This window comes from Fluviispira sanaruensis (genome assembly GCF_004295685.1).
In the GTDB taxonomy this organism is placed as follows: Bacteria; Bdellovibrionota_B; Oligoflexia; order Silvanigrellales; family Silvanigrellaceae; genus Silvanigrella; species Silvanigrella sanaruensis.
In genome coordinates this window covers 1,299,053-1,325,922 of the sequence record NZ_AP019368.1, presented here as the reverse complement: position 1 = coordinate 1,325,922, position 26,870 = coordinate 1,299,053, and the positions used below count along the sequence as shown (strand labels likewise).

22 protein-coding genes are annotated in these 26,870 nt (G+C 34.5%); 14 read left to right on the top strand and 8 right to left on the bottom strand.

Annotated elements, in window-relative coordinates:
* The first annotated feature begins 16 nt into the window (after nt 1-16).
* Nucleotides 17-1,069, top strand: a complete 1,053-nt coding sequence (locus EZS29_RS05710) for an ABC transporter ATP-binding protein (RefSeq protein WP_130607455.1) — start codon at nt 17-19, stop codon at nt 1,067-1,069.
* Nucleotides 1,070-1,071: 2 nt separating this feature from the next.
* Here the strand turns inward: EZS29_RS05710 and EZS29_RS05705 are convergent, their stop codons facing one another.
* Nucleotides 1,072-1,548 carry a putative adhesin gene (locus tag EZS29_RS05705; protein WP_130607453.1) on the bottom strand — a complete coding sequence of 159 codons (477 nt, stop codon included), beginning with the start codon at nt 1,546-1,548 and terminating at the stop codon, nt 1,072-1,074.
* Between the two features lie 286 nt (nt 1,549-1,834).
* On the opposite strand from EZS29_RS05705, the gene purB reads away from it, so the two are divergent.
* The 13 genes from purB (at nt 1,835) to EZS29_RS05640 (ending at nt 18,817) form a co-directional block, all read left to right on the top strand.
* Nucleotides 1,835-3,445 carry an adenylosuccinate lyase gene (gene purB, locus EZS29_RS05700; RefSeq protein ID WP_130607451.1) on the top strand — a complete coding sequence of 537 codons (1,611 nt, stop codon included), beginning with the start codon at nt 1,835-1,837 and terminating at the stop codon, nt 3,443-3,445.
* The gene (gene purQ, locus EZS29_RS05695; protein ID WP_130607449.1) at nt 3,442-4,239 is read left to right on the top strand and encodes a phosphoribosylformylglycinamidine synthase I; all 798 of its coding nucleotides are present in this window, start codon (nt 3,442-3,444) and stop codon (nt 4,237-4,239) included. Before purB ends, purQ begins: the two co-directional genes overlap by 4 nt.
* Entirely contained in the window at nt 4,239-6,767 is a 2,529-nt protein-coding gene (locus EZS29_RS05690) for an AIR synthase related protein (RefSeq protein ID WP_130607447.1), read from the top strand. The genes purQ and EZS29_RS05690 overlap by 1 nt, the downstream gene beginning before the upstream one ends.
* Before the next feature lie 2 nt (nt 6,768-6,769).
* The gene (purF, locus tag EZS29_RS05685; protein ID WP_130607445.1) at nt 6,770-8,251 is read left to right on the top strand and encodes an amidophosphoribosyltransferase; all 1,482 of its coding nucleotides are present in this window, start codon (nt 6,770-6,772) and stop codon (nt 8,249-8,251) included.
* A gap of 2 nt (nt 8,252-8,253) precedes the next feature.
* A complete protein-coding gene (gene purE / locus EZS29_RS05680; protein WP_130607443.1) occupies nt 8,254-8,775 on the top strand; it encodes a 5-(carboxyamino)imidazole ribonucleotide mutase in 522 nt (173 codons plus the stop codon).
* 59 nt (nt 8,776-8,834) lie between these two features.
* Nucleotides 8,835-10,022, top strand: coding sequence for a 5-(carboxyamino)imidazole ribonucleotide synthase (locus tag EZS29_RS05675; protein WP_130607441.1), 1,188 nt, complete (start codon nt 8,835-8,837; stop codon nt 10,020-10,022).
* Nucleotides 10,009-10,794 (top strand): orotidine-5'-phosphate decarboxylase, encoded by a 786-nt coding sequence (gene pyrF, locus EZS29_RS05670; RefSeq protein ID WP_130607439.1) that lies wholly within the window; start codon nt 10,009-10,011, stop codon nt 10,792-10,794. The genes EZS29_RS05675 and pyrF overlap by 14 nt, the downstream gene beginning before the upstream one ends.
* Nucleotides 10,795-10,805: 11 nt before the next feature.
* Nucleotides 10,806-13,145 carry a phosphoribosylaminoimidazolesuccinocarboxamide synthase gene (locus tag EZS29_RS05665; protein WP_130607437.1) on the top strand — a complete coding sequence of 780 codons (2,340 nt, stop codon included), beginning with the start codon at nt 10,806-10,808 and terminating at the stop codon, nt 13,143-13,145.
* Nucleotides 13,142-13,735: a formyltransferase family protein gene (locus EZS29_RS05660; protein WP_130607435.1), complete on the top strand. Its 594-nt coding sequence runs from the start codon at nt 13,142-13,144 to the stop codon at nt 13,733-13,735. The genes EZS29_RS05665 and EZS29_RS05660 overlap by 4 nt, the downstream gene beginning before the upstream one ends.
* Entirely contained in the window at nt 13,716-14,663 is a 948-nt protein-coding gene (gene purM / locus EZS29_RS05655; protein ID WP_130607433.1) for a phosphoribosylformylglycinamidine cyclo-ligase, read from the top strand. Before EZS29_RS05660 ends, purM begins: the two co-directional genes overlap by 20 nt.
* Nucleotides 14,664-14,892: 229 nt before the next feature.
* A complete protein-coding gene (locus tag EZS29_RS05650) occupies nt 14,893-16,230 on the top strand; it encodes a peptide MFS transporter (protein ID WP_130607431.1) in 1,338 nt (445 codons plus the stop codon).
* A gap of 17 nt (nt 16,231-16,247) precedes the next feature.
* Nucleotides 16,248-17,117, top strand: coding sequence for a mechanosensitive ion channel domain-containing protein (locus tag EZS29_RS05645; RefSeq protein ID WP_130607429.1), 870 nt, complete (start codon nt 16,248-16,250; stop codon nt 17,115-17,117).
* 368 nt (nt 17,118-17,485) lie between these two features.
* Nucleotides 17,486-18,817 (top strand): peptide MFS transporter, encoded by a 1,332-nt coding sequence (locus EZS29_RS05640; RefSeq protein ID WP_172603796.1) that lies wholly within the window; start codon nt 17,486-17,488, stop codon nt 18,815-18,817.
* Here EZS29_RS05640 and EZS29_RS05635 read toward each other — a convergent pair.
* The 7 genes from EZS29_RS05635 to EZS29_RS05605 all read right to left on the bottom strand — a co-directional run bounded on the left by EZS29_RS05635 (nt 18,814) and on the right by EZS29_RS05605 (nt 26,664).
* Entirely contained in the window at nt 18,814-19,848 is a 1,035-nt protein-coding gene (locus EZS29_RS05635; RefSeq protein ID WP_130607425.1) for a hypothetical protein, read from the bottom strand. The genes EZS29_RS05640 and EZS29_RS05635 overlap by 4 nt on opposite strands.
* Nucleotides 19,849-20,338: 490 nt before the next feature.
* Complete coding sequence (locus EZS29_RS05630) at nt 20,339-21,004, bottom strand: hypothetical protein (RefSeq protein WP_130607423.1); 666 nt, start codon at nt 21,002-21,004, stop codon at nt 20,339-20,341.
* 35 nt (nt 21,005-21,039) lie between these two features.
* Complete coding sequence (locus tag EZS29_RS05625; protein WP_130607421.1) at nt 21,040-22,905, bottom strand: S8 family serine peptidase; 1,866 nt, start codon at nt 22,903-22,905, stop codon at nt 21,040-21,042.
* Nucleotides 22,906-22,922: 17 nt separating this feature from the next.
* Nucleotides 22,923-23,696, bottom strand: a complete 774-nt coding sequence (locus tag EZS29_RS05620) for a hypothetical protein (protein ID WP_130607419.1) — start codon at nt 23,694-23,696, stop codon at nt 22,923-22,925.
* A gap of 167 nt (nt 23,697-23,863) precedes the next feature.
* Nucleotides 23,864-24,649, bottom strand: a complete 786-nt coding sequence (locus EZS29_RS05615) for a dioxygenase family protein (protein ID WP_130607417.1) — start codon at nt 24,647-24,649, stop codon at nt 23,864-23,866.
* Between the two features lie 10 nt (nt 24,650-24,659).
* On the bottom strand, nt 24,660-25,178 hold the full coding sequence (locus EZS29_RS05610; protein WP_130607415.1) for a hypothetical protein: 519 nt from the start codon (nt 25,176-25,178) through the stop codon (nt 24,660-24,662).
* Between the two features lie 412 nt (nt 25,179-25,590).
* Nucleotides 25,591-26,664, bottom strand: a complete 1,074-nt coding sequence (locus EZS29_RS05605) for a M12 family metallopeptidase (protein WP_172603795.1) — start codon at nt 26,662-26,664, stop codon at nt 25,591-25,593.
* Between the last annotated feature and the right edge of the window lie 206 nt (nt 26,665-26,870).

The window sequence follows — 26,870 nt, the reverse complement described above, 5'->3', positions numbered from 1 at the left end:
TAAAAAAGAGATCCATATGAAGCAAAAATACTTACTGGAAATTAAAAATATTTCTCATAAATATGATAAAATAAATACGTTTAGTGATATTTCTTTTTGCATATCACAAGGAGAAATTGTAAGTATTTTAGGCCCCTCTGGGTGTGGGAAATCGACCTTGCTGCGCGTTATTTCTGGGATTGAAACCATCTGTAAAGGACAGATTTTAATTGATGAAAAAGAAATGTCTTCAGACGGCAAACATGTTCCTCCTGAAAAAAGAGAGGTGGGACTTGTTTTTCAAGATCTGGCTCTTTTTCCGCACCTTAATATTGCACAAAATATTGCTTTTGGCTTATTAAAGTTCGATAAAACTGCAAGAAAAGAACGTGTTGCTGAAATGCTTTCACTCGTACAAATGGAAAATTTCCAAGACAAATATCCGCATCTTCTATCTGGGGGACAGCAACAACGCATAGCCTTAGCAAGAGCAATAGCACCCTTGCCAAAAATACTTTTATTAGACGAACCTTTTAGCGGTTTGGACATGGCATTAAGACGTAATCTATGTCTTGAAGTCAAAAATATACTCAAGAAAAGTCAAATGACTTCACTTTTTGTTACGCATGATGCCACGGAAGCTCTTATGTTTTCAGATAAAATTATTATTTTAAGCGAAGGAAAAATTGAGCAATTTGACACCCCTGAGAATATTTATACAAACCCTCAAACCCCTGCGGCAGCCTCATTTTTTGGCACAATAAATAAAGTTAAACTTTCAAACCCCATCATCCAAAAATTTAAATATTTACAAGAGATTGTAGAAAAAAATCCCTCTTATAGCAACGAACAATTTATTTACTTTAGACCCGATGCCTTGATATTCAACAAAAAAAATATTCGAACTGATATTTATTTTTCAGCTCAAGTTATTTCACTTCAATATTATGGAGCCTATATATTAGCGAATTTACATTCGGAAGATTTTGGGATGATAACAGGTAAGTTTCGTTTGGAGGAAAAAATTTCAATTGGTGTAAGACTTTCACTCACTTTAAATAAACAGATGATTTTCCATTTTATAAAATGACTTTAGAACGGCCCTGACACACTCAATTCACAATGCAATTTGTTTACTCGACAAGCAAAATAGTGCAAAACTTTTATTTGATACATTTCACAAAATTTAAATACATCACTTAAATGTGCTTTTGTGTTTGGCAGTATGCGAATAAGTATGATATTTGATTGAGAAGTATCTCTCATTTTTTCGAATTGAGGGTGGTGCGAAAGTGAATAGTTTTCTGTTTCCATCCCTTCTATTAAAGTTTCTATAATAGGCGGTGCTGGAAAGTTTTGCGAAGGAGAATAGACATTATGTCCACGTCCACCAATGGAAAAGTTATCAGCATCCGTGTAGAAATTTATGACTATATTTTTAGGGATCTTAATTTTGCCACTTCCTCTTTGCATAAAGTTTTGTCTTGGAGTGTAACCACCGTGCGCCATAATTAAGGCTGCAAAAGATTTATCGGAATAATTGCTAATTTTTAAATTCCTGAAATACACTTATCCTCCAATGGTAATGATTTTATATATTTAGTTAATTTTTTTTAAATAGTTTTTGCTTTATAAAAACTATGAAAAAAATTATAGGATAAATAAAAATATTTTTCAATTAATAATAATATTTATAAATATATTGTAATTATATTAAGTGTTTTTGGAATTTCATTAAATTAACTAATCTTTTAATCTAATTACAATTTTTTTTGCTACCTCTTGTCCTTAAGACAAATTTTTTCTAAGAGAAAGTGACCGCGTGAAGAGATAATATTGAACGGAGGTTCGCATCATGATTGAACGTTATTCCCGCCCAGAAATGAAATCTATCTGGTCTGAAGACTCTAAATATGCGTCTTGGGCAGAAGTTGAAAAAGCACATTTAGCAACTCTTGTAGAAATGGGAGACGCACCCAACGATGTCATAAATGTTTTCGACAAAGCTTTTAACTCTAAAACTCCTGCTGATTACTTGGCTCGAGAGCAGGAAACCGGGCACGATGTGATTGCTTTTGTCTCTGAAGTGGGCGATTCCATGGGCGACAAAGGTCACTTTCTCCACAAAGGCTTGACTAGCTCAGATGTTCTCGACACCAGCCTCTCCCTCCGCACTCGTAAATCCCTAGAAATAATAACAAATACCCTGCAAAAACTCAGAGAAAGCCTAGCTCAACGCGCTTTCGAACACACACATACAGTTTGTATAGGCCGTACCCATGGTATTCATGCAGAACCCATGAGTTTTGCCCAAGTATTAACAAGTCATTTTGCCGAGTTTCAAAGAGCACACACGGAAATTATCAATGCACAAAAGACAATGTCTTATGGCAAGCTGTCTGGCGCAGTGGGCACTTATTCGCAAATGTCAGCAGAATTTGAACATTCTGTTTTAACAAAACTGAAATTGCAGCCCGAGGCCGTTGCAACGCAAGTTATTCCACGCGATCGCTTTGTATCGGTGGCTTCAGCCATACTTGCTGCAACCAACGCCGTCGATCGCTTTGCGACGAACATGCGCCATTGGGCACGCACTGAGCTTGGTGAAGTTTTAGAGCCATTTGGCAAAAAACAAAAAGGCAGCTCAGCCATGCCACACAAAAAAAATCCTATTTTGGCAGAAAATCTCTGTGGATTGGCTCGAACTATCCGTGGATTTGCCGGTATGCTGTCTGAAAATGTTGCTCTTTGGCACGAACGGGACATTTCTCACAGCAGCGTAGAACGCATGGCCCTCCCCGACCTTTTTATCACTGCCGATTTTATGCTTTCTCGTTGCGCATCACTGATGGAAGGGATGCAAATCCGTCCAGAAGCTATGCAAGCCACTCTTTGGAAATCGGGAGGCTTGTGGGCAAGCCAAAGCGTGTTGACAGCGCTTGTGACAAGCGGAATGAATAGAACAGAAGCTTATGAACTCGTTCAAGGCATCGCCCTTGAAATTTCTGCTAAAGTTGCAACCAATCAAGTCAAGCCGAAACAATTTCTCGATGATCTTTTGCAAAATAAAAAAGTGAAAGAAACTGTTGGTGCAGAAAAATTATTGCAACTTTTTGATACAGATCGCTATTTAAAATCCTTACCTGTGACTTTCAAAAGAGTTTTTGGGATAACGCCTGAAGAGTACAACCGTAAAAACGCAGAAGCTATCCATAATAAAATTCCTGCTCTGCAAAAAATAATCAAAGTAACTGTGGAACTTCTGCCTGATGTCCTTGACACAGAAGCAAAAACGATTGCAAATGACATGCGCTTGTCTGGAAATGAAGTGATAGATATGCGCCAACAAAAATGTTTTTTTATACGTATGCCTGGCAATACAAATCCAGAAAGTATGCATAAATATGCAAGTGAAGTTTTATACAACCCTGTTATTGAGCAGTTCACGGTTGAGGTTATTCAATGAAAAAAACTCTTCTCCCCGTTTTTCCTGGAACGAATTGTGAAAAGGAATCACTTTTATGGATCGCATCGAATCTCGAAACCGAGGCCGAATTTCTCGATTTAGCAAAACACTCTTCGCTAAAGTCTGAAGAGATCGATGCCATCTTTGTCCCAGGTGGATTCAGTTATGGTGACTACTTAAGAGCGGGCGCCATCGCAGCCCGTTCGGAAGAAATGGCTTTTGTAAAAAAAAGAGCCGCAGAAGGTGTCGCCATATTAGGAATTTGCAATGGTTTTCAAATATTATGCGAAACGGGTCTGTTACCTGGTGCCTTAGTGAAGAATATCACGCGTCGGTATCATCATTTTCCAGTTTCAATTCACATAGATTCTGCTTATCTTAATAAAATGAACAGCAGTAAAAAGTGTGTGTGGATCCCTGAATTTAACGAAAATGAACAGGAAGAGTTACAAAATGAATTTTCAACCCACTTCCGCGTTCCTTTATCGTGCGGAATGGGAAATTGGCTGCCTCCCGTCGATGAAATTGCACGATCACAAGCAGTAAATAACGCCGTTATTTACTACAACCACAATGAAAACGGCAGTTATAAATCCATAGCAGGAATTACAAACGACTCAGGAACTGTGCTTGGCATGATGCCTCACCCAGAAAGAGCTTCAGACACCGCTGTTGGTGGCACAGATGGACTCATTTTTTTACTTGGAATTTCACAATCTCGAAATATTAAAATTCGAGTGGGAAGTGAATTAGAAAAATTTGTTGAAAAAATAAAAATGGGGAGAGCGCATTGATGTCTAATAAAAACCTCATCACAGCTGAATACCTTGAAAAAGCTGCAAAAGCAGGCTTAAACAACGAGGAAGCAACCGCATTTGTAGAAAAATTGGGTCGCATCCCTTCAACAGAAGAGCTTGCTGTCTGTGGCGCTCTTTGGAGTGAACACTGTTCTTATAAATCTTCTCGCGTGCATTTAAAACGCTTCCACACGGAAGAACCTTGGGTTCTACAAGGTCCTGGTGAAAATGCAGGTGTGATCGCAATTAATAAAAATTACGGCATTGCTTTTAAAATGGAATCGCACAATCACCCAAGCTATTTGGAACCTTATCAAGGAGCAGCCACGGGCGTTGGTGGAATATTGCGTGATGTCTTCTGCATGGGAGCTTACCCTATTGCTGCATTGAATTGCTTACGTTTTGGTGAAGGCACATGGAATGCCACACTGCTACGCGACACTGTGCGTGGGATCGGTGATTATGGCAACTGTGTGGGAGTGCCAACTGTCACAGGTGATATAAGCTTTCATCACAACTACAACAAAAATATTTTAGTCAATGCCTTTACGGCAGGTATCATTCATAAAGATAAAATATTTAAAGGCATACTTTCTGAAGCAAGCGATGAACAAATTGCATCATTAAAAAAGAAAACAAAAGAAATTTTGCCACAAATTCAAATCAACTCTAACGTAACAAAAGAAATTGAATCTATTTTATTTCCTGATGGTGAAAATATTCTCATTTATTTTGGTTCAGCCACGGGTCGCGATGGCGTGCATGGCGCTACGATGAGCAGTTCTGAATTTTCAGCGGGTGGCGCAACCCTCAAACCAACAGTTCAGGTTGGCGATCCTTTTGCAGAAAAAGTTTTGCTTGAAGCCACCCTTTCCATCATAGAGAAAAAACTTGCGATCGGTTTACAAGACATGGGAGCAGCAGGTTTAACTTCAAGTTCCGTTGAGATGGCGGGGCGTTCGGGCTGCGGTGTCGCTATTGACCTAGCAAAAGTTCCGCAACGGGCAAGCAATATGCAGGCATGGGAAATCCTCTTGAGTGAATCGCAAGAACGTATGCTCTGTGCCGTTAAACCTGAAAATTTAAACGCCGTGCTTGAAGAACTTAAAAAATTCAATTTATCTTATGCAGAGATAGGAAAAGTGAACAGAACAGGACTATTTGTATGTTTATTTGATAAGCAAATAGTGACTGCAACGCCGATACCAATTTTAATAGATGATGTTCCTCGCTATGATCTTCCTATTCAAGATAGAGAATCATATTTAAAAAATCATGATGTTTTAAATAACGAAACAGTAGAGAATATTTGGATTGGTTCAACGACAAAATCAAAACCTTCACTTTCACTCAATGCTGTTCATCTTGATGCTCATAATGATATTTTATCTAATATCAGCCTTGAAAACTTAATTGAAAAATATCCCAATTTAATTGACAATTTATTTACCCATCCTGCCAATGCAAAACGCTCAGCTGTTTATCATAATTATTGCTCGACTGTACAAGGTAACACCGTTGCAGGATGCGGCGCTATGCAAACAGCTTCGGCAGGTATTGTGAGACTGCCCAAGTTTGCCCAAGAAAAAGATATCAACAATCTAGAAACAAAAACAGGGATTGCAGTCGCAGGTGGTTGTGAAGAGCGTTGGGTAGAAATGAATCCTTATCAAGGGTCAGCTCTATCTGCTCTCAAAGTTGCCCGTAAAATAATTGCAAGCAATGGAGTTCCACTTGCAATGACAGATTGCCTTAACTTTGGCAGCCCCCGCTCACCAGAAGTCATGCGGCAATTATCTGATGCCGTGGATGGTATCAACTTGGTAGCAAAAGAATTTCATATCCCAATTGTTAGTGGTAATGTAAGTTTAAATAACCAAACCTCTGGCCATCCAATTCCACCCACACCTATGCTCGGTATTGTTGGCAGAATAGACGATGTGACAAAAGTCCCATTGCTCTCTTTGCCTGCACTTTATTTTGAAAAAGCAGAACATAAAACTGTTTTCTTAGTTCAACTTGCAGATAAAAATGCACTTGAATTATCAAGCTACGAAGCTTCACAAACCGCTTGGATATTAGGAAAAAAGAACTCACATTGCCCTCAATTAAACTTAACAAGTGAGCAAAATTTATGGAAACAAGTTCTTACTCGAATTCAAGAGTTAAAGCCAAAATTATGTTTTCCAGTCGGTCACGGGGGTTTGCTTGGATCACTTATTTCTTGTTCCCTTAGGTCAGAATGTGAGATAGAGTTAAGCGAAAATCTTTGGAAGATGTCCAGTCAGGATCTTTTTTCAGAAGGTAACATGGGCTTTATATTTGGTTTTGAACATAAAGAAAATGCCGAAAAATTCATTCAATTGACTTCAAATCATTTTAAAGCAGAGTATCTTGCTGCACTTAAACCTGTAGGCTCTTCCATCCCAAAAACTGTGTTCGATTATAAGACCGTATTTAAACTTTATTCTAATTCACTAAAGCGTTTTTTTGATACACTTTCATGCGAATATAAGGAAAAATAAATATGTGTGGTGTTTTTGGAGTTACGAATGCAGAAAACGCCTCAAAAATAGCATATCTTGGCCTCTTTGCTTTACAGCATAGAGGTCAAGAAAGTGCTGGAATCTCTACAATCGATGAAGACAAACAGCTTCATACTTTTAGAAATTCAGGTCTTGTTTCTGATGTTTTTAAAGAAGAAGAACTTGTCAAGCTAAAAGGATCAACGGCGATAGGACATGTGCGGTATAGCACTTCGGGCGGGAATCTTGATGCCAATATCCAACCTATTACAGCAAGAATTGGCGGAATTCCTGTTTCGCTTTCACACAATGGCAATATTGTAAATTCCGAAGAGATTCGTCACAGCCTCGAAAAAAATGGAGCCATTTTACAGGGGACCGCAGATTCTGAGCTCGTATTACATCTCATGGCCAGAAGCTCAAAAGAGACATTTATAGAACGATTAAAAGAGGCCTTTGAAAAATTAGCAGGGGCTTTTTCTTTGCTTATTTTAACCCCAACACACCTTTATGCAGTCGTAGACACTTGTGGCTATCGCCCCATGTCATTAGGAAGATTATCCATAGAAAATGCAGAAAAAAGTAGCTGGGTTTTAAGTAGCGAAACCTGTGCCATGGATCTCGTCGGAGCCGAGTTTGTGCGTGATATCGTTCCTGGAGAAATTCTTTCCATTGATTTGAGTACGGGACACAACGAAAGTTGTTATTTTAATATGTCTACTTTCCAAAGCAAAAATAAACAAAAAGCAAAATGTATTTTCGAACATGTTTATTTTTCTCGTCCTGACAGTCTTGTTTGGAACATACCTGCCCATGACGCTCGTTTTGCGATGGGCGAAGAACTGGCGCGATTGAATCCTGTCGAGGCAGATATGGTCATTGCTATTCCCGACAGTGGCGTGCCTATGGCTATGGGTTATGCAAATGCCTCAGGAATTCCTTATAAAATCGGCCTTATTCGTAACCATTATGTGGGTCGAACTTTTATCGAACCGACACAAAATGTACGCAATTTTCGCGTGCGTTTGAAGCTCAATCCTGTGCGAGAAACTGTGAGGAATAAACGCATAATCGTCATTGATGATAGTATTGTGAGAGGAACAACTTCACGAAAAATCATCGAATTGCTCAGAGAAGCAGGTGCAAAAGAAGTACATATGAGGATATCTTCCCCCCCGGTGAGATATCCTTGTTTTTATGGGATAGATACCCCAAAACGAAAAGAGTTATTAGCGCAGCACATGACTCCAAACGAAATGAATGATTATCTAAAATCTGACTCCCTTGGATTTTTATCTGAAGAAAGTCTTCTTTCAGTTATGAATGATTTTCAAAATAAGAACAAATATAAAGTAACAAACTTTTTTCATGAAGAAAAGTCCGAAAGTTCAAACGGTGGTTGGTGCACTGCCTGTTTTTCAGGGATTTATCAAGATATTACAGCGCAAAAAATCGCATGCCCCGAAGATTTTGGAGAAAACTAAAAATGACACAAAAGCCGCTTATCAGTCTCATTATGGGCAGCCATTCGGATTATGAGACCTTAAAAAATGCCGAAGCCATTTTAATAGAATTTTCTATCCCTTATGAAATTCAAGTGATAAGTGCTCACAGAACACCCGAGCTGATGTATGAATATGCAAAACAAGTGAAAGAAAAAGGGATAAAAATAATTATAGCTGGTGCAGGTGGAGCAGCTCATTTACCCGGCATGGTCAGTGCTCTGACCACTGTGCCTGTGTTGGCAGTGCCCATTCAATCCAAAGCCTTAAACGGCATAGACAGTTTGCTTTCTATCGTGCAAATGCCAGGAGGAATTCCAACAGCTACTTTTGCCATTGGCAATGCAGGCGCAACCAATGCAGCTCTATTTGCCTTGCAAATCCTAGCTATTGAAGATTGTGAAATCTCATTGGCACTGACAAAATGGCGTAAAAATAGAGCTCAATTAGCACTTGAGGGAAATGAGATTGTCCAAGAAAATTTAAAAAATGCACAGTTAAAGTAACAGATAAAAACTTATAAACTGCGCTTTCTTAAAATAATTATTGAAGGAATGAAAGACAGATGAAAACAGTCGGTATTTTAGGAGGAGGACAGCTTGGGTGTATGTTAGCGAGCGCTCTTCACAAGCTCGGAGCAAAAGTCCAATTTTATGATCCCGACCCCATTTCGCCTGCGATAGAGAGAACAAATTATTGTATGCAAGGTAATTGGGAAGATAAAAAAAAATTAGAAGAGTTTTTTGCAAGCTCTGACATTGTGACCTATGAATTCGAAAATGTCTCTGTGAATTTACTTGAAGATATTTGTCAATCAACTGGTACAAAACTTTTCCCTTCTGCGCAAGTCTTAAAAACCACCCAAAATAGAATCCTCGAAAAATCATTTTTAAAAAACAATCATTTTCCTGTTTGCCAATTTGCTTTTGCAACGAATAGGGAAGAAGCAAAAAGTATTGCTCAAACATTTTCCTACCCATTTCTTCTTAAAACCGTAACCGGAGGTTATGATGGCAAAGGGCAGTGGTTTATTAATAATGAAAATGATTTTAATCTTTTTTTACATGAATTCTCGCAGAATTTTGCTCCTATTCTTTTTGAAGAAAAAATAGAAATAGAAATGGAAGCAAGCTGTATCGTAGCACGCACAGCAGATAATTCTTCTATCTGTTTCCCTATATTTGAAAATGTACATAAAAATCATATTTTATATACGACTCATTTACCTGCAAGTTTACCTCTTGCAGTGCAAGAAAAATTAAAAGATATTGCCAAACGTGCTGCTGAAAAATTGAATGTAACAGGTCTTTTGACAACTGAATTCTTTTTATCGCGTAAAATAAATCCATATTATGATTTTGAAAAAGTGGATGATTACTATATTTACATCAATGAATTTGCGCCAAGACCACATAATTCAGGACATATTACCCTTAACGCCTGCAACTTCAGTCAATTCGATGCACTTGCTCGCATATTATTGGATATTCCATTGCAAACTCCAATACTCAACGAAGGTTTTTATTGTATGGGAAATCTTTTAGGAGATATTTGGCTAGAACAAAATAATAAATATGCTCTCAATCTAAATGCTTGGAAAAAAAATCCAGCAGTCATTGACGTTGTACTTTATGGAAAAAAAGAAGCAAAAAAGAATAGAAAAATGGGACATTTTATCACAAAATCTACAAGTAAAAATGGCTCATCTTTGCAAGCTGAAAAATTTTGGAGAGATTTAAATGAAAACATATAAAAATATAAATTTTTGTCTTGGCATCGATCCCAATCCTACTCAGCAAAATTTTGAAAGTTTTCGCTCTGCCGTTTATACACATATGGAAATCCTAGACTTTTATGGAAACAAATTAAACGATAAAGTCTTAAAACCACAGTTGGCATATTTTCTTGCTTATGGAAGCAAAGGTATTTCTTTATTAGAAGAATTCGTTAACCGCTACAATGATAAATATACTATTATTATCGATGCAAAATTTAACGATATATCAACGACTCTAAAAGCTTATTTGCATTTTGTCTTTGGAACTTTACAAGCGCATGCATTAACTATCAGTCCATTTTTAGGAGAACAAACGTTGGAATTGGCTTTTGAAGAATGCGCAAAGAAAGCGGATCGCAAAGGCCGTGTTTATGTACTGTGTGCAACCAGTGAATCTAGCACAGGCGAACTTTCATTTATCGATGAAAATTGGAGAAGAACGCTGTTAGCATGTCAGCAATTGCGAGAAAAAATTTTTGCAAACCAAGAAGATTTAAATAAATTGATTGGTGTTGTTATTGGGGCAAATAGAGAAAATATTCTTTTTTCAGATGAATTAAAAGCAAGTGAACTGTCTGTACTTTCTCCAGGGTTGGGCGCTCAAGGAGCGGATTGGAAAATTATCAGTAAATGTGCGAATCATCCCAATGAAATTACTTTCCCAGTGAGTCGCGGCGTATTTGCGGGCGGAAATATATCACTTGAACAAATGAAAGATAATTTAGTAGCTATTCAGCGTTACTTTTAAGGAAATCTGTAATGACGAGCATACAAAATATTTATATTGGCAAAGTACGTAACAGCGCAGTTCTCGATAATAACTCAAGAATTGTGCAAACAAGCAATCGTATTTCTGCATTCGATTTTATCTTCCCATTTGAAATTGAAAAAAAAGCTGAAATTCTCCAAGCGCTCTCCGTTTATTATTTTCAAAAGACCGCTCATATTATCGAAAATAACTTAATCGGCTGTTTAAATGAAACCCATACGCTTGTTAAAGAAACAAAAGTATTTCCAATCGAAATCATTGTACGTGGGTATTTAACAGGAAGTATTTGGCGCCTTTATGAGAGCAAAGGCGTTGAAGGTGTCTATGCTGAGTACGCTGTTACTTTACCGCACGGCATGCAACAAAATGCAAAATTTTCTAAGCCAATTATCACTCCCACAACCAAAGCGGATGGGGGACATGATCTTCCAATTTCTTGTGCTCGAGCGAGGGAAATAATAGGAAAAGACAATTGGGATTTCGTCGAAAATAAAGCTTTAGAACTCTTCGAATTCGGCAGTCTTGAAGCACAAAAAAGAAATTTAGTCTTAGTTGACACCAAATATGAGATGGGGATCTTCGAAAATAAAATTATCTTAGTTGATGAAGTCCACACTCCTGACTCTTCTCGTTATTGGTTATTAAATGAAGCAAGTAGCAAGAATCCTAAGCAGTTATCCAAAGAGTTTTTGCGCGAAGAACTCATAAAGTTTTTAGGAAAACCAGAAGAGATTAAGGGGAATCCTGCCAATCACCCTGTATTCCAAGACACTAATGTAACAGAAAAGATAGCAAATAATATTTCAGAGCGTTATCAAGAAATGTTTCGTATATTTGTTGGCGATATTTCTCCCTATGAAATTTCCAAACCCAATCTTATCCCTTGGCCAATTTCCCCTAACATTTTTGCAAGTGCTATAAAACTTTCATTGATGCCTGAAAATGTTTTAATTATTGGCAACGGTGGGCGAGATTATTCTTTATTCTCTGCATTTGCAAAACTACCTGAAGTCAAAAATGTCTTTTGTGCCTCAGGCAAAAGAAAATGGGAACACCCAAAATATCGTTTGTGTCCATTTTCAAACGTTGATGATATTGCTCGATATGCCAGCGACAATCAAATCGGACTTGTTGTTGCAGGACCTGAACTTCCCATAGCTCAAGGTATACAATCTGCCTGTGCAAAATATAATATACCGGTACTTGCTCCTTCACTCGCCTGTGCAGCACTGGAATCCAGTAAAATTATTTGCAAAGAAATTATTCAAGCTGCAGGAATAAAAACTGCAGCTGCTCAAATTGTTACGTGGAATGATTTAAAAAATCTTTTACACAATTATTTAGAAATAAATGACACCACTCAATTTAATCTTCCCTGTGTGTTGAAGTACGATGGGTTGGCTGCGGGGAAAGGTGTTTTTGTTTTATTTACGAAAGAAGATGTACATAATGCTCTTGTTGCTATTGATCAGAATTTACCTGATTGGGAAAAACTATCCGCACAAGTAAAAACAGATACCTATAGCAAACAAAAGAAAAGTCCTTGTTTCCTTATTGAAGAGACTCTAAAAGGCGAAGAAATATCTGCTATTGCTTTATGCAATGGTAATGAGTTTCGACTGTTACCTATGGCAAGAGATTATAAACGCCGCAATGATGGACAAACGGGCGCCAATACAGGTGGAATGGGTTCCGTCAGTCCTGTGTGTCTAAGTGAAAAAATAATGGGACAGATCAAAACAACCTTCGAAAAAACTCTCAATGAACTTTCAAAAAGAAATACACCTTATAGAGGGTTTTTATTTGCTGGTTTTATGGTCGATGAAAAGCAAGAAGCATGGTTACTCGAATACAACTGCCGCTTAGGTGATCCCGAAACGCAGGTTTTGTTACCAGGATTACAAAGGGATTTTTATACGGAATTATTTAATACAGCAAAAGGTAATTCATTTTCACTATCAAATAAATCGGGAGATGAATTTAATCACGACAAATTAAAAAGAATTTTCCTCGTTGCGGCCTCGCCGGAATATCCCGAAAAATCGGCGCCACGTCGTGAACTCATAAATAATAATTTACAACAAAGTTCCTGTGAATTTATTCCCACTGCAATCGAACCTGACAGCACAACAATAGGCGGGCGGGCATTTGGTTTATTAGCAAGTTCAAGTTCATTTACCCAAGCACAAAAAAATATTTACTGCGCAATTGAAAATTATTATTTAAAAAATTCCGATGAAAGTTTAAGCAAACCTCATTTTAGAACAGATATTGGCAAAGAGTTTTGTGAAACATCCCAAGAGCAAACTCAATTGAAAGAAACTTTATGATCGTCGTTTTTGCCAGTGGATCTGGCACCAATTTTGAAGCGATAGCAAATGCTTTTCCTATGGATGTCAAAGCGCTTATCTGCAATAAAGAAACAGCTCTTGTAATAAAAAAAGCGCAAAATAAAAATATTCCTTGCTTTGTTATTCCGCACACACATTATTTATCTCGCGCAGATCACGAAATTGAGATTATTAATAAATTAACAACAATAAAAAATATCAAAGTCATTGTCCTTGCGGGTTATATGCGGGTGTTGACACATACGTTTTTTACTGAACTGAAGAATATTCAACCACCACCACTCCTTATAAATTTACATCCAGCGAATCTCAATACATACAAAGGTGCAAACGCCTATGAATATGCAATAAAGAATCATTTTTCACGCTGGGAATTAACTGTACATGAAGTGATAGAAGAGCTCGACGCGGGGCCCGTACTCAGCTCAATTGAATTTCCAATTTTACCTTTAGAATCCGCGCATCAGCTGCAAGAGCGTGTTCGCCCACTGGAACATAAATTGCTCACATCCACACTCGCAAAAATTCTTGGCCAGGAGAAAAATATTTATGACAAGTCAAACTTATGAAAAATCAGGTGTTAGCATTGCTGCAGGTGAATATCTCGTTGATAAAATCAAAGAAATAAACCCATCTATCGGTGGTTTTGCCGGTCTTTACCCCTTCGATGAAGAGCGTTCCTTAGTTGCATGCACCGATGGAGTGGGAACTAAACTCGAACTCGGCATTAAAATGGAGCGGTATGAAGATCTTGGACAAGATCTTGTCGCCATGAGCGTAAACGATCTCATTGTCTGTGGAGCACGCCCACTTTTTTTCCTCGACTATTTTGCCACAGGCAAGCTCAATATCGATGTTGCACACAGAGTGATCAAAGGAATTGTTCGTGCTTGTAAAGAGTCAGGATGTCTCCTTTTAGGAGGAGAAACTGCAGAGATGCCTGGATTTTACGACAACAATAAATTCGATCTTGCTGGTTTTGCCGTTGGCGAAGTTTACAACAATGAAATTATCGACGGAAAAGATATCAAAGCAGGTGATATTTTAATTGGTTTACCGAGCAGTGGATTCCATTCAAATGGTTATTCGTTAGTGCGTAAAATAATGCGAGATAATAATATCCAATTGCAAGATTCTTTTGCTGACAAAACCATTGGAGAATTTTTAACTGAACCAACCCGCCTGTATGTAAAAGATATTTTAAAATTAAAAAAACAGCTTAGCATAAAAGGGATGGCGCATATTACAGGTGGTGGTCTGACAAATATCAGCCGGATTTTGCCTGCAGATTTACGCTATCAAGTTGATAAAGAAAAAATATCGACTCCAGCGATCATGAAATACTTTCAAAATCTCGGAAATATCACTGATGATGAAGCTTATACTGTTTGGAATATGGGTTTAGGATTTACCCTCATCGTCGATCAAAAAGATCTTGGAAAAATAAGTGAATTCTTACCCGAAGCATTTATTTTTGGCAAAGTAATACGAAAATAATAAAAAATCTTCACTTTAATAAACGATTAATAATTCTTTATTGATTTAATTAAAAAATAAAATAACTGTATTTATTTATATTAATAAAGAAAAAGTCACTTACTTGCTCAGTCAAAAATCAAACCAAAAAATCTTGTCCTCATTTAAGGTATGCTCTATTTTTAAAAGGTCAAATTGCACAAAAAGCTTTTGATTAACTATTTTATTATTTTTTTGCGAGATAACACAAATGAAACAAAAGTCACAGCCTAAAGGTATGTATATTCTAGCATTTACAGAGGTTTTTGAGCGCTTAAGTTATTACACTCTCAGCTTTTTACTTGTTCTTTACGCTTCGGCAACGGTCGAAAATAAAGGGCTGGGTTGGAGCAATGAAAGAGCACTTGCCCTTGTTGGTTTATATACAATGGCTGCTTACACTTTACCCATTTTAGGCTCCTTTATTGCAGATAGATTTATAGGTCGTTATAAAGCGGTTATTTTGGGTGGATTTGTTATTATATTAGGACACTTTTTACTGTTTTTTTCAGATTATTCAAACTTTTTTTATATCGGACTTGCTTGCGTCGCATCAGGAACAGGTTTTTTTAAACCTTGTATGCCTGCTCTTCTCGGTCAATTGTATTCTCCGGATGATTTACGACGAGAATCTGGCTTTAGCTGGTATTATTTTGGAATCAACTTAGGCGCTATGATTGCAGGGATAAGCAGCGGTCTCCTCCTACAACATTTTGGTTTTCGCGTTGCGCTTGCGTCCGCAGGCGTGGGGATGATTTTCGGAATGATTGTTTTCTTTGCAGGCCGTAAACATCTTGTTCTCGACAAAGTCATTCGTAAATCAAAGCACGATGAAAAAAACCATCAACCGATTACGCGCAAACAAAAAAAAGCACTCATTTCACTCCTTATCGCATTTGTCTTTTTTGCTATCTGGGCCATTATTTATAATATTGCCATATCTGGTACTTTAACTTTATTTATTGAAAATCAGACAAATAAAACACTATTTAATTATAATATCCCTGCAACATTCTTTCAATCGCTTGAAAGTCTCACTATTATCTCTTCAACCCCTGTCATAACTTATTTTCTTGCAAAAATGGCTTTACGGAATAAATACCCCCATTTTTTTACCCAAATGAATTTTGCGCTTTTGCTCTGCTCCATTTCCTTATTTTACTTTAGTTACCTTGCTTATATTGGACAAAATTCTCTAACTGGAGAAAAACCATTTCAATATTATGAAATTGCTTTTTTCATCATTCTTTTTTCAGTCAGTGAAACGGTCATTTCTCCTGTGATGATGTCTGCTATTAGTTTGATTGCACCTATGAAATTGAAATCCCTTTTCCAAGCTTTTTATTTAGCCACTTTTGGCTTAACTGGAATTATAGCGGCTAAAATTGGGGCCATATCTCTCGAGTTCCCCTTTAAAACATTTTTGACTTTAAGTTTTATCTTATTGATTGGCACTGTTTTATATTTCTTCCTAAAAGGAAAAATGATAAAAACTGCTATGGAAGCTGCTAAAGAACAGGCAGCCTTACATTATGGCAGTAAAAAATAGTTGTTTAAAGGAATATCATGTACGAGTTTTTCCAGGATAAATATTATGTACAGAATATTTTTACTTCAGTCGTTGTTTTTATCACATTACTCGCAATTCGCTTTTTGGTTGTGAGACAAATCACTCAGCTCAAAATAAGTCCTGCGGAAAGCAAGATAAACATAACTGTTCGTGTTAAAAATGCATTCATAGTAATCATTTTTTTCTCTCTCATCACAATTTGGTCGAATGAACTTAAAACGATAGCTCTCTCTTTTGTCGCCATTGCAGCCGCTTTAGCCATAGCGACAAAAGAGTTTATTCTTTGTTTTGTGGGAGGGTTTTATAAGTGGGTTGCGAAACCATTTTCTGTGGGAGACAGAATAGAAATAGCGACTTTCCGTGGCGATGTTGTTGATTATAAATTTTTAACCACAACTCTCCTCGAGATTGGCCCCACGGGACAGCTTTCCCAATACACTGGACGCACACTTGTTATCCCAAACAGCCTCTATTTGACTTTTTCTGTTTCACGAGAAAGCCATAATGAAAAGTATGTCTTTCATTCCTTTACCGTCCCCATAGCGAACACACAGGATTGGCGACAATGTGAATCTCTCCTGCTCTTTGCTGCAAAAGAAATAACCACTCCGTTCCTAACAGAAGCAAAAAAGTTTTTTAACAGTAAAAACAATGCTTTTGTTCTAGGACCAGCGAGTATCGATCCAAGAATATCCCTCGTTCTCCCATCTCCTGAGAGAATCGATCTCGTCGTGCGCATTCCATGCCCATGCATGCAAACAAATAGAACCCAGCAAGCGATTTTACGTCGCTATTTGGAACTTGCTGCGCAAGAAGTAAAGATCAATTCGGATCTCAGAACAGGTGCTTCTATTTTCGACAATTAACTACATAGTGTATTTTATACATTTAAAAATAAATATTTTGCACAATATATAAGCGTTTTTAAAAATTCGATTTGTCTAATCTGTTTCAATAAAGTGACAATTCACCTTTTTAAGAAAAAAAATTAAAAAAAATATATTTTAAATTAATTATTTAATTTTTTTTAAATATGTGCTCTTAACATACATAAAGTTGAACATAATAAAGAAGTCCAAAAAAAATAATTTGTAATTTTTAAGAATTAATGACAAAAATACAAGAAAAAAAACACTTGAATTCATTCTCTCATTGACTAAATTCATTTTTGCTAGCTAAAAATTTAATATTTGAATTCCTATTATTTTTTTTAACACTATACATGAAAGAAAAGATGATGACATTATCACATCCAAAAGGCATGTATGTTCTTGCCTTGACCGAAGTTTTTGAACGTTTGAGTTTTTATACTCTCTCTTTTTTACTTGTTTTATACGCTTCTTCTCCAGTTTCTGAACATGGATTGGGATGGAGTAAAGCAGAAGCTCTCACTTTAGGTGGTTTATACACACTTGCTGCATATATTTTTCCAATTTTTGGTTCATTAATTGCCGATAAATTTCTTGGGCATTTTCGTTCGATTTTATTAGGTGGTACAATAATAATGTTTGGCCATTTTTGTATGCTTTTCTCGGCCAATATTATATTTTTATATATCGCATTATTTTTAATTGCCACTGGAACAGCATTTTTTAAACCCTGCATTCCTGCACTTCTCGGTAATTTATATAAATGGAATGATAAGCGGAGAGAATCGGGTTATTGCTGGTACTATTGTGGAATCAATCTAGGAATTATGCTTGCTGGTGTTACTGGAGGTCTCCTTTTACAGGAATATGGTTACCATATTGCCTTAACTTCAGCAGGTTTTGGCATGGCTCTTGGAATCATGATCTTTTATTTTGGAAAGAAGCATCTTGTTTTCAATTCAAGCAAAAATATCAACTTAAAATTTCAAAAAGAAAAAATATCTCAAGTGCAAAACAAAGCACTTTATATGCTCATTATTTCTATTGTTTTCTTTAGTTTTTGGGCAGTCATATACAATCTAAGTGCTTCGGGCACACTTTCACTTTTTATTGAGCACCACACTCAAAAAACTGTGTTTAACTATAATATTCCAGTGACATTTTTTTCAGCTCTGGAAGGTTTAACCATAATGGTAGCGACTCCTATCATAACTTACTATTTATCGCGCAGAGCATTGAAAAATAAGTATCCACATTTTTTTTCCCAAATGAATTTTGCCCTTTTTTTATGTGCATGTGCTTTGTTATATTTCACTTTATTAACGTTAAAATTCGACGTTCCTGCTTTCATGCCTAAACCATTGCAATATTATGAAGTCGCACTCTTTTTGATTATTTTTTCAGTAAGTGAAACAATCATAAATCCTGTTATTATGTCTGCAATCAGTATTATTGCACCACAAAATTACAAATCATTCTTTCAATCCATCTATTTATCTTGCTATGGTATTACAGGTTTAATTGCAGCAAAGATCGGCTCATATGCTATTGAAAAGCCCTTTTATATATATCTATTCATAACTATCTTTATGTTCTGTGCTGCTTTATTATATTATATTGTAAAACCAAAAATGATTGATCTTGTTGAAGCTGCTCACCGTGAAAAGAAGACGATCTTAAAACAAAGTGCAGCTTAAAGTATTGACATTATTCTTTGAATGAGCTCAGATTTTTCCTCTTTACTCAATTCATGATAGATAAAAATATGAGCCCCCTCAATTTCATTTTTAAAATAATTAAAAAGTTCTTCTCCAAAATCAAGATCAAATGCAAGAGCATACTCATATAAAAGTGAAAGTTGATCATCATTCAAATAATCTGGATACCTGCTAAAAATAATTTTAGCGGCAGAGAAATCTGCATAGGGAAAACTCTTTGACTTTCTTTTACCCAATAAGGGAACTAATTTTTCCAGTCGGTTTTCAGCAGATAGAACAATATCAAAAAGTTTTTGCACATGAATTATATTTTCTGACTGATCTTTATTATAGCAAACATCGTATCGAGAAAGCATATTTTCAAGATATTTAAGATCGACAGGAGTTTTATAATCACGGGCAGTCGTTAAACTTGCCAAAATAGATGTCTTAACAAAGTTACAAACATATCCTTCTTCACTTTGTATCTTTGTATTTATATTAGCACGAATTTCATTTGCAAAAACCGGATCTTTTAATAAAGCATAACCATAGAGAGAGTATAATTGCTCTTCGCTTATGTGATTTGGAAATTTCTTATACAGAGATTTTGCTGCATCATAATCATGATAATATATAAAATTTGACTTTTCGAACTGAGCAGCAAATTTCTTTTTTCCTTGACTTCTATTGGGAATAAATATGTTGTACAAGCTGCTCACAGTACTATTATCCAAACAGTAAGAATAATTTTTCAGCACTTTATTTATATAATATGTGTCTATTTTTTTATGATACAAAATAGCATTTCTCTTCTGACACTGCAGAGATTCATCGATAATAACGCAAACATCTCTTGGATTATGCTTTATTTTTTCAAAAAAAGAGTTATAATCCTCAAAACATTTTGCTGTATGTTCCTTATTCTTTGAAAACTTAACATTGAACTTCGTGGCAAAAACATTGTGTGAAAATATAAAAAAGAATGTGAATGCGAACAGTTTTATAATGATATATATGGAATTTTTCATGAATTTTAACTCAATTTGCAATTATTATTTGCAATGGCTCCCGTTTTAGTTGACACATGATTATGTGAATTTTGATTCTGCATAGAACTCACTCAGACAATTCCTGAATAAAGTTCATGATAATTGCTATATCAAGTCTTTAAACCAAGATTTCTTACAATTTTTTGATCTGATTTATTTCTATAGATCGATCTTAGATCACTGAGCCATTCTATAGACGGTCTATTCTTGCATCTTTTTTATTTTTTTTCAATATAAAGCAATAAATCTTCAATGGATTTTCCAAATCAAAGTTCAAAATTCAACCACAAAGTGAAATATTAAACAATTATAACCATTTCTTAGGGTAACTAAACCTTTTTCCTGGATCTGTAAATTTTTTTCATTGATAACTTTTTCCTTCTGAAAAAGTGTCAACTTAAATTGGTGATACAAACACTTTCTAGAAATCGAAATTTTTGCACAATAATTTTTAGGCATAATCTGATAATTAGAAATTAAAACTGATTAAAAAGTTAAAAGAATATTCATCAAAGCTGGTGTCAAAACCGATATTTGTTGGCTCTTTACCAAGAAGAATAAAACTATCATATCTCATAGAATGTCTATTAAAAATAAAGCCACCACCCATGTTAAAATCTTTTGATTTTTCAAACATCGCAATTATATTTATTCCATACAAATAATGGTTTTTAATTTCTGTATCCACTTGATAATCGTTAAAAGTTGTATTTATAGAAGAGGTATGTTTGTCATTTATAGAATATCCAAGATTGAGAAGTGTATATAAAGAAAATGAAGGTGTTGAACCAAATTTAAATCCACCATTTGCAACTAAAAACAAAGATGACATAAATACAGATGAAGAGCTATACTCTCCTATATTTTCTTTACCAATCAAAGCTGATAGCGTCATTCCCCCACCCAAAACAGGAGACCAAAATTGTCCTTGATTTAACGGAAATAACAGAGAACCATTTAAATTTAATCCAGTAAGAGATACCTTAGAAATGGGAGAGTGATCTTCACTATTTTCATTATATCGCGTAATACCTATGCCTGTTAGAATATCTAAAGTTGAATTACTTCCTAAAGCAAAAGAGTTCTGCCAAGAGAAAATCAAAATTATTATCAAGATTACCATTTTTAAATTCATGAAAAACCTCATTCATAAATCAAAATAATCTAAGTTTAATGTCCAATTATTTTTATTTTCCATCCTGTTAATTTAGCAGAATGTTGACTGCTATTTATAAGAGTTAATTTCCATTCTCCCACCGATCTTTCTTCATAAAATGCATTAGAAAGATAATCACCTCCCGTAGTGATATCAACTTTTGAATAATCTTTTACTGGATATGAATAATTTTTTATTTTACGTTCATTTTCAAGTGCTATAAATGAATTACCTGGATATAATAATGTACTTTTAGTGCCGCTTGGTGACTCTAAAACAATTCCTAAACCATCTGGCCAATCTGCTTCAATAAAAGGTGTCAATTGCACAGCTTCAATACTTAAATCATTTGCAATATTTAAATTAGAGGTTGAAGACATACCTGCTCCAACATTCATATTTTCAGATTTTTTTCCATTAACATCAATCTGAGTTCCCAAAGGTAAATGAAAATTTCTTGCCATTTCAATTGCTCTATCCGCATCAATCAAACCAAATCCATAAAAATTATGGAAAATATTTCCTGCTTGATTTTGTACCCAACCCACATTCCACAGCTGCGAAAAATTAGCATTGTAATTACCAATTTTTTCTAAGATTTTAATACAATAAGGTTTAGGGTTTGGTGTCAATTTATCTCGATTAGATGTTTTGACTAAAATATGTTTTACATCACGAAAACTCAAATTTGGATTTGCCTCTAACATAAGTGCAATCACACCACTGACTGTTGGGGCAGCTGCTGAAGTCCCATTAAAAGTTGCTGTGTAATTCAGTTTTTTATTTTCTGCTAAAAAACCAATATCAAATAATGAATAATCATTTTTACTAGGCATTCCCGCAATTCTTGTTGTGAGAATTTCAGGATAATCTCTTTTAAAATTAGGGGAATGAAAAATTCCATCGTTTGAACGCACACTACTTTCGCTGCCCGCTAATCCTGTAACCCAAATATTTGCTCCTATACTTGAATAATTAGCAATATTTCCATTGGCGCTCAAAGCAGCCACTACAATTCTATTAGGATTTCTATTTGCATCGTCCATTTGCGACAAAATAGGACGAATTGCTTTTAAAATTTCGGCCAAATCTGTGCTAAGATTTGATAATGAATTCGGAGTCAATGTTTCTAAAATTTCCATAACTTGCAGATAGGAAGATCCTTTTGCTTTTAAAATTTTTTCTGCATAATTTTTACTGCAAGTTTCATTACCAGCAGATCTAACAATTATAAATCCGAATCCAGCATTTCTTATAGCAGATTTTATGAGATCATATATAATAGAATATTCTCCTAAATAAAAGTAGTCATTTGCGAAACTTGCCGATCCATAGCTCTCATTAATAATTTGAATACCATTCATAACAGCAAAATTATAAATGAAAAATTTTTCATTTATAACAGAGGATCCTGCTTTCACTTTATAATTAGAAAGATAATTTGCAGAAGCTATTTTAACATTAGGGGCTATACCTCTAAATTGATTGTCTGCATTGACTGAACTGCCAATTATACCAGCAACGTTTGTTCCATGATGCTCTTCTCCAAATTTTAATTTATATTTATCTAATACTCTTGGAATCGATGAATTGGTAAAATCAATAAAAGAGTTTGGTTTCATATTTTTTTCAAGGTCAGGATGAAAAAAGTCCACTCCTGAATCCGTAACGAGAACATTCACCCCTTTTCCAGTATATTTACTTGGAAAAGTTAAATTAATATCCACACCTGCCTTCCCCACTTCATTGATAAATAATTTTTGTCCGGTGTTTTTTAAATGCCACTGTTTATCAAATAATGAATTATTTTGACTCTTTCCATCTTGCCCACATCCTACAAATAGAAAAATTAAAAATAAATAAATATTTTTACTAGACATCTAAGACCTCTTAAGCATTAATTGGGAACAGGAAAACCTGTAATTATTTCTAAATTTGAATTTTTAATATTTGGATTTGCTTTTAAGCTCTGAAGTGTTTGCAAAATATTACTATTTTCTTTGGCACGCACCACAATAATTTTGCTTTTTGGATAAGAAGAAATTAATTTCACATGATTTTGAGCTTCAAAAGCATATATATCATTTATTTTTTGTTTTAATTCAATTATAAAAAAACCATTGACGATTCCAACTGTAGAAGTGTCATTCTGGAATGCAACTAAAGAAAATTTAGGATTAAATTGTTCATATGAACCATTCAAATTAGATGAATTGGTTCGAACATAGTAAAAATTATCATCTTCCCATAAAATCTTCTTATTTGGATCCTTCAAATCTTTTTTGTCCATTGCCAGAACATTATTAACAAATGACCAATTATTTAAGGTTGGAATTTTTTTATGTGCTTCTTTTTTTAAATAGACTTTAAATTCACTCTCTTTAAATTCAACATTTTTATGCATATTTTTATATTTTTCTTCAAAAATGCGCATATCTTTTTCAAAGCGATTCTTTGGTGCTTTACTTAATATTTCCTTTTGTTCTTTAATCAATTCTGTTGGCTTATTATTAATTTCAATTTCAACTTTAGAATTTGACTGAAGAGACTGTTCTAGTATTTTATCCTCAACAATTTTGTTTTCAATTTTCTCATCTTTTTTAAATACTTTAAATCCAATAAATGTTAATAAAATAACAAATAATAAGATAATAATAATTTTGTAATTCAATACCATCTCCAATATGTAAAGTTTTTAAAATTTATATCTTATCGGCTATGTTATATTATAAATTAATAGTATTGATTGATTTGTTGATTTTATGACTGATATATAATAAATTGCCTAATTGCAAAAATAATTTCCACTAGGATAGCTTCTTAATTAGACATATTTTTTTATTCGTCTGTGATTGCAAAAGATCGCATAGACATGCTTGAAAATTGAAAACCTTCATATATAAAGCAGATCTTATCGTTTTTTTCTTTTAAGCTCATTGAAAATATAAGAGGTAAATAATGTTCTAAAGTTGGTACTGATTGTTTAGCACAATCACCAATATTTTCATAATGAATTAATTCATCAATTGAATAGTTAAGAATACATTTTTTTACTTTTTCGTCGAACACATAAGCCCAATCATATGGTTTTGCGTCAATATTTTCCCTTAAGCCTGCAAAAGAATGGACTATATTTCCACTACCGATCATAAGAACACCTTCATTGCGCAAAGATCTTAATTTTGCATAAAAGCGAAAATGCTCTTCTAAGCCAAAATTTTTATTCATGCTCATTTGGACCACAGGGACATCTGCATCTGGAAACAAATGCGCCAGAACACTCCAAACTCCATGGTCTATTCCTCTCTCTTCATCATATTCTATCTGCTCACTCTGAAAAACCTCTTTTATTTTTTGTGCCCAGAATTTTGATCCTTTATATTTGTATTTAAATTGAGATAAGTCATTTTTAAACCCAAAAAAATCATAAATAATATCTGAATTTTCATTTTGTGTTATAAAAAAACGATCTTCAAACCAATGCGCAGAAACACATAAAATCACTTTAGGAATATTAAAGCGCAAACTCCTGCCATATTCCTTAAGAGCTTTGCTAAAACCAGACTCATCAATAGCATTTCTAGGCGAACCATGCCCGATAAAAAGAACGGGTTGTTTTTGCATATAGTTCCTTTTATTTTACCCCTATTGAAGACAGAACCATCCGAGAAAGAATATGATAGTCTGCTTGTTCTCGTAATTCTTTATTTTGATACATTGGCTCTGGCTTTGCGTTGGCATTGATCACATGAAAATGGGTAATGTGTTCTTTTTGAAATTGACTTTTAATATAAAGATATTCATCAATCAAACGAATATCATCGATGATAGCAATGTCTAAATTATCACTATCTCTACTGTAAGTGATCAATTCAACAATTTGTTTAGCCCAATATATGTTACTTAAACTTTTTTTTTCTTTTCCCAATTCATCAAGCATTTGATGAATCGTTTTTCCTGTTTCTTTAACGATTGTTGTGTCTTTAAAACGAGGAGTCTTGTTATACCAATCATATTTGGGATAAACCAATGAAAGCTCTTTGCGTATCATATTCGCTATTGAATAAATCTGTTCTTTTCCACTGGCTATTCTTTTTGCTAAATATGTTTTACCCGCACCATGACCATCACCGGAAATAAATATGATTCGCATTTTAGCTCCACTTTAATAGAATTTAAACCATAGATTTGCTTAAAAAAATTATAGAAAACTTAATATGAACATGTTTTCTGCAAAAGTTGGACGATAAAGTCTAACGAATGAAAATGAACATGTTGTAAAGAATGATAACAGATAAATGACCTGCAAAGCCAGTATTAAATTAAATTCATTTTTAGAAAAAATGAATTTAATTCTAAAAGCTAATCTGCAAAAATAAAAAATTGGATCATCTACAAATTATACAAAGATTTATTGACAATTTTTAAAACTTCTTTTCTCACCACAATAAATTTGCCTATAAAATTGACAATATATTAATTTGTATGACTAAAAACTATTGAATTCATAAATTTGCAAGATCGAGGCCAGATGCTTCCCGCGCAAGAATTGTATTGAAAAAATTTTAGCAGCGACTCAACTGAGGGGAGAACAAAGTCCCCCAAGTTTCCAAACAAATTGGCAAGTCGTCTTTTAAATAAGTTATATATTCGAGGTCATACCAATCAAAGATACTGCGGAATGAAACTGTCACTTCCACAAAATCAACGTTGCTTGGTAAAGTGTAAGTTTTTTTATCACCTCTCATTCCCCACCAAGAATATTGACTCCATTGATTTGAATTGCTCTGATTATAATAATATTTTAGATTGATTTGCGCGCTGAAAACTGCACTATTTTTAAATTCAATATACTTTGGATTTTTATTTAAGGGAGGCCCATAAGCTTTGATAAGCCCGTCTATATCTCCTGCACTTAAGTGATTATTTTTGCCTATTTTTACCCCATTTTTAAGAGGTTTTATTGTTTGATCAAAGCGAGCGGTATATTCATCTTTGCTATTAGCATTTTGACTATAGTGCATAATAGAGTCATAGTCATAATCACCAAATCGAACAGTCATGTCGCCAACTTTTTTAAAATTGTGTAAAACATTCAGTTTGATATTTTTTTCAATTATTTCAATATAATTATCTCGATCAAAACGAGAATGTTCATGATGAAATCCAAGCGTATGCATCAGCTCATGCAAAAGAATTTTATTGTGAAAACAAGAACCATCATTTGATAACGTAACAGATCGCTTTACACCTCTTGCTAAAAAAGGATTTCTCCCTATAGTGCTGCTGCAAATATCACCTTTTCGAATTGTAACAAGATTATTAAAATAGGCCGTATTTGTGATTTCAAGAAAAGAAACATTTGCATATGATTCTAAAGTTTGCATAGCACTTCTCACACTTGTTATTTCCTCATCAGAAAATTTATTATTCTCAAATTTATAATGTACTTTCCCATTTTTCCAGAAAAAATTCTCATAAGTAGGGGCACTTCTATTTACTCGCTGACTTTCTGAAATAGATAGCGAGTCAGTAAAATCAAGATTCAAGGATTCATTCGAATAAGTTGCATACAAAAAAGAATTATATACAAAAAAAAGAGTAAGAAAAAAAGCTTGCTTAATAAATTTATAAAACATTAAATATTCTCCGTATGCCATAGAATAATTTGCAAATATGTTTATTTATAATATCTACAATACATAATTAAACTATATTTTATAATATTGCAAATTTTTTATTAATTAATAATTATACTTATTACTTAATCAAGCAAAATATTAGATAACATAATTTTTGAGTATTTTTTAGACATTTTAAAATTTTCTACTGAATAATAACCAGA

Excerpts from the sequence above, each read along its gene's own strand:
- EZS29_RS05710 (WP_130607455.1), top strand. The coding sequence starts at position 17 with ATGAAGCAAAAATACTTACTGGAAATTAAAAATATTTCTCATAAATAT.
- purB (WP_130607451.1), top strand. The coding sequence starts at position 1,835 with ATGATTGAACGTTATTCCCGCCCAGAAATGAAATCTATCTGGTCTGAA.
- purQ (WP_130607449.1), top strand. The coding sequence starts at position 3,442 with ATGAAAAAAACTCTTCTCCCCGTTTTTCCTGGAACGAATTGTGAAAAG.
- EZS29_RS05690 (WP_130607447.1), top strand. The coding sequence starts at position 4,239 with ATGTCTAATAAAAACCTCATCACAGCTGAATACCTTGAAAAAGCTGCA.
- purF (WP_130607445.1), top strand. The coding sequence starts at position 6,770 with ATGTGTGGTGTTTTTGGAGTTACGAATGCAGAAAACGCCTCAAAAATA.
- purE (WP_130607443.1), top strand. The coding sequence starts at position 8,254 with ATGACACAAAAGCCGCTTATCAGTCTCATTATGGGCAGCCATTCGGAT.
- EZS29_RS05675 (WP_130607441.1), top strand. The coding sequence starts at position 8,835 with ATGAAAACAGTCGGTATTTTAGGAGGAGGACAGCTTGGGTGTATGTTA.
- pyrF (WP_130607439.1), top strand. The coding sequence starts at position 10,009 with ATGAAAACATATAAAAATATAAATTTTTGTCTTGGCATCGATCCCAAT.
- EZS29_RS05665 (WP_130607437.1), top strand. The coding sequence starts at position 10,806 with ATGACGAGCATACAAAATATTTATATTGGCAAAGTACGTAACAGCGCA.
- EZS29_RS05660 (WP_130607435.1), top strand. The coding sequence starts at position 13,142 with ATGATCGTCGTTTTTGCCAGTGGATCTGGCACCAATTTTGAAGCGATA.
- purM (WP_130607433.1), top strand. The coding sequence starts at position 13,716 with ATGACAAGTCAAACTTATGAAAAATCAGGTGTTAGCATTGCTGCAGGT.
- EZS29_RS05650 (WP_130607431.1), top strand. The coding sequence starts at position 14,893 with ATGAAACAAAAGTCACAGCCTAAAGGTATGTATATTCTAGCATTTACA.
- EZS29_RS05645 (WP_130607429.1), top strand. The coding sequence starts at position 16,248 with ATGTACGAGTTTTTCCAGGATAAATATTATGTACAGAATATTTTTACT.
- EZS29_RS05640 (WP_172603796.1), top strand. The coding sequence starts at position 17,486 with ATGATGACATTATCACATCCAAAAGGCATGTATGTTCTTGCCTTGACC.
- EZS29_RS05635 (WP_130607425.1), bottom strand. The coding sequence starts at position 19,848 with ATGAAAAATTCCATATATATCATTATAAAACTGTTCGCATTCACATTC.
- EZS29_RS05630 (WP_130607423.1), bottom strand. The coding sequence starts at position 21,004 with ATGAATTTAAAAATGGTAATCTTGATAATAATTTTGATTTTCTCTTGG.
- EZS29_RS05625 (WP_130607421.1), bottom strand. The coding sequence starts at position 22,905 with ATGTCTAGTAAAAATATTTATTTATTTTTAATTTTTCTATTTGTAGGA.
- EZS29_RS05615 (WP_130607417.1), bottom strand. The coding sequence starts at position 24,649 with ATGCAAAAACAACCCGTTCTTTTTATCGGGCATGGTTCGCCTAGAAAT.
- EZS29_RS05610 (WP_130607415.1), bottom strand. The coding sequence starts at position 25,178 with ATGCGAATCATATTTATTTCCGGTGATGGTCATGGTGCGGGTAAAACA.
- EZS29_RS05605 (WP_172603795.1), bottom strand. The coding sequence starts at position 26,664 with ATGTTTTATAAATTTATTAAGCAAGCTTTTTTTCTTACTCTTTTTTTT.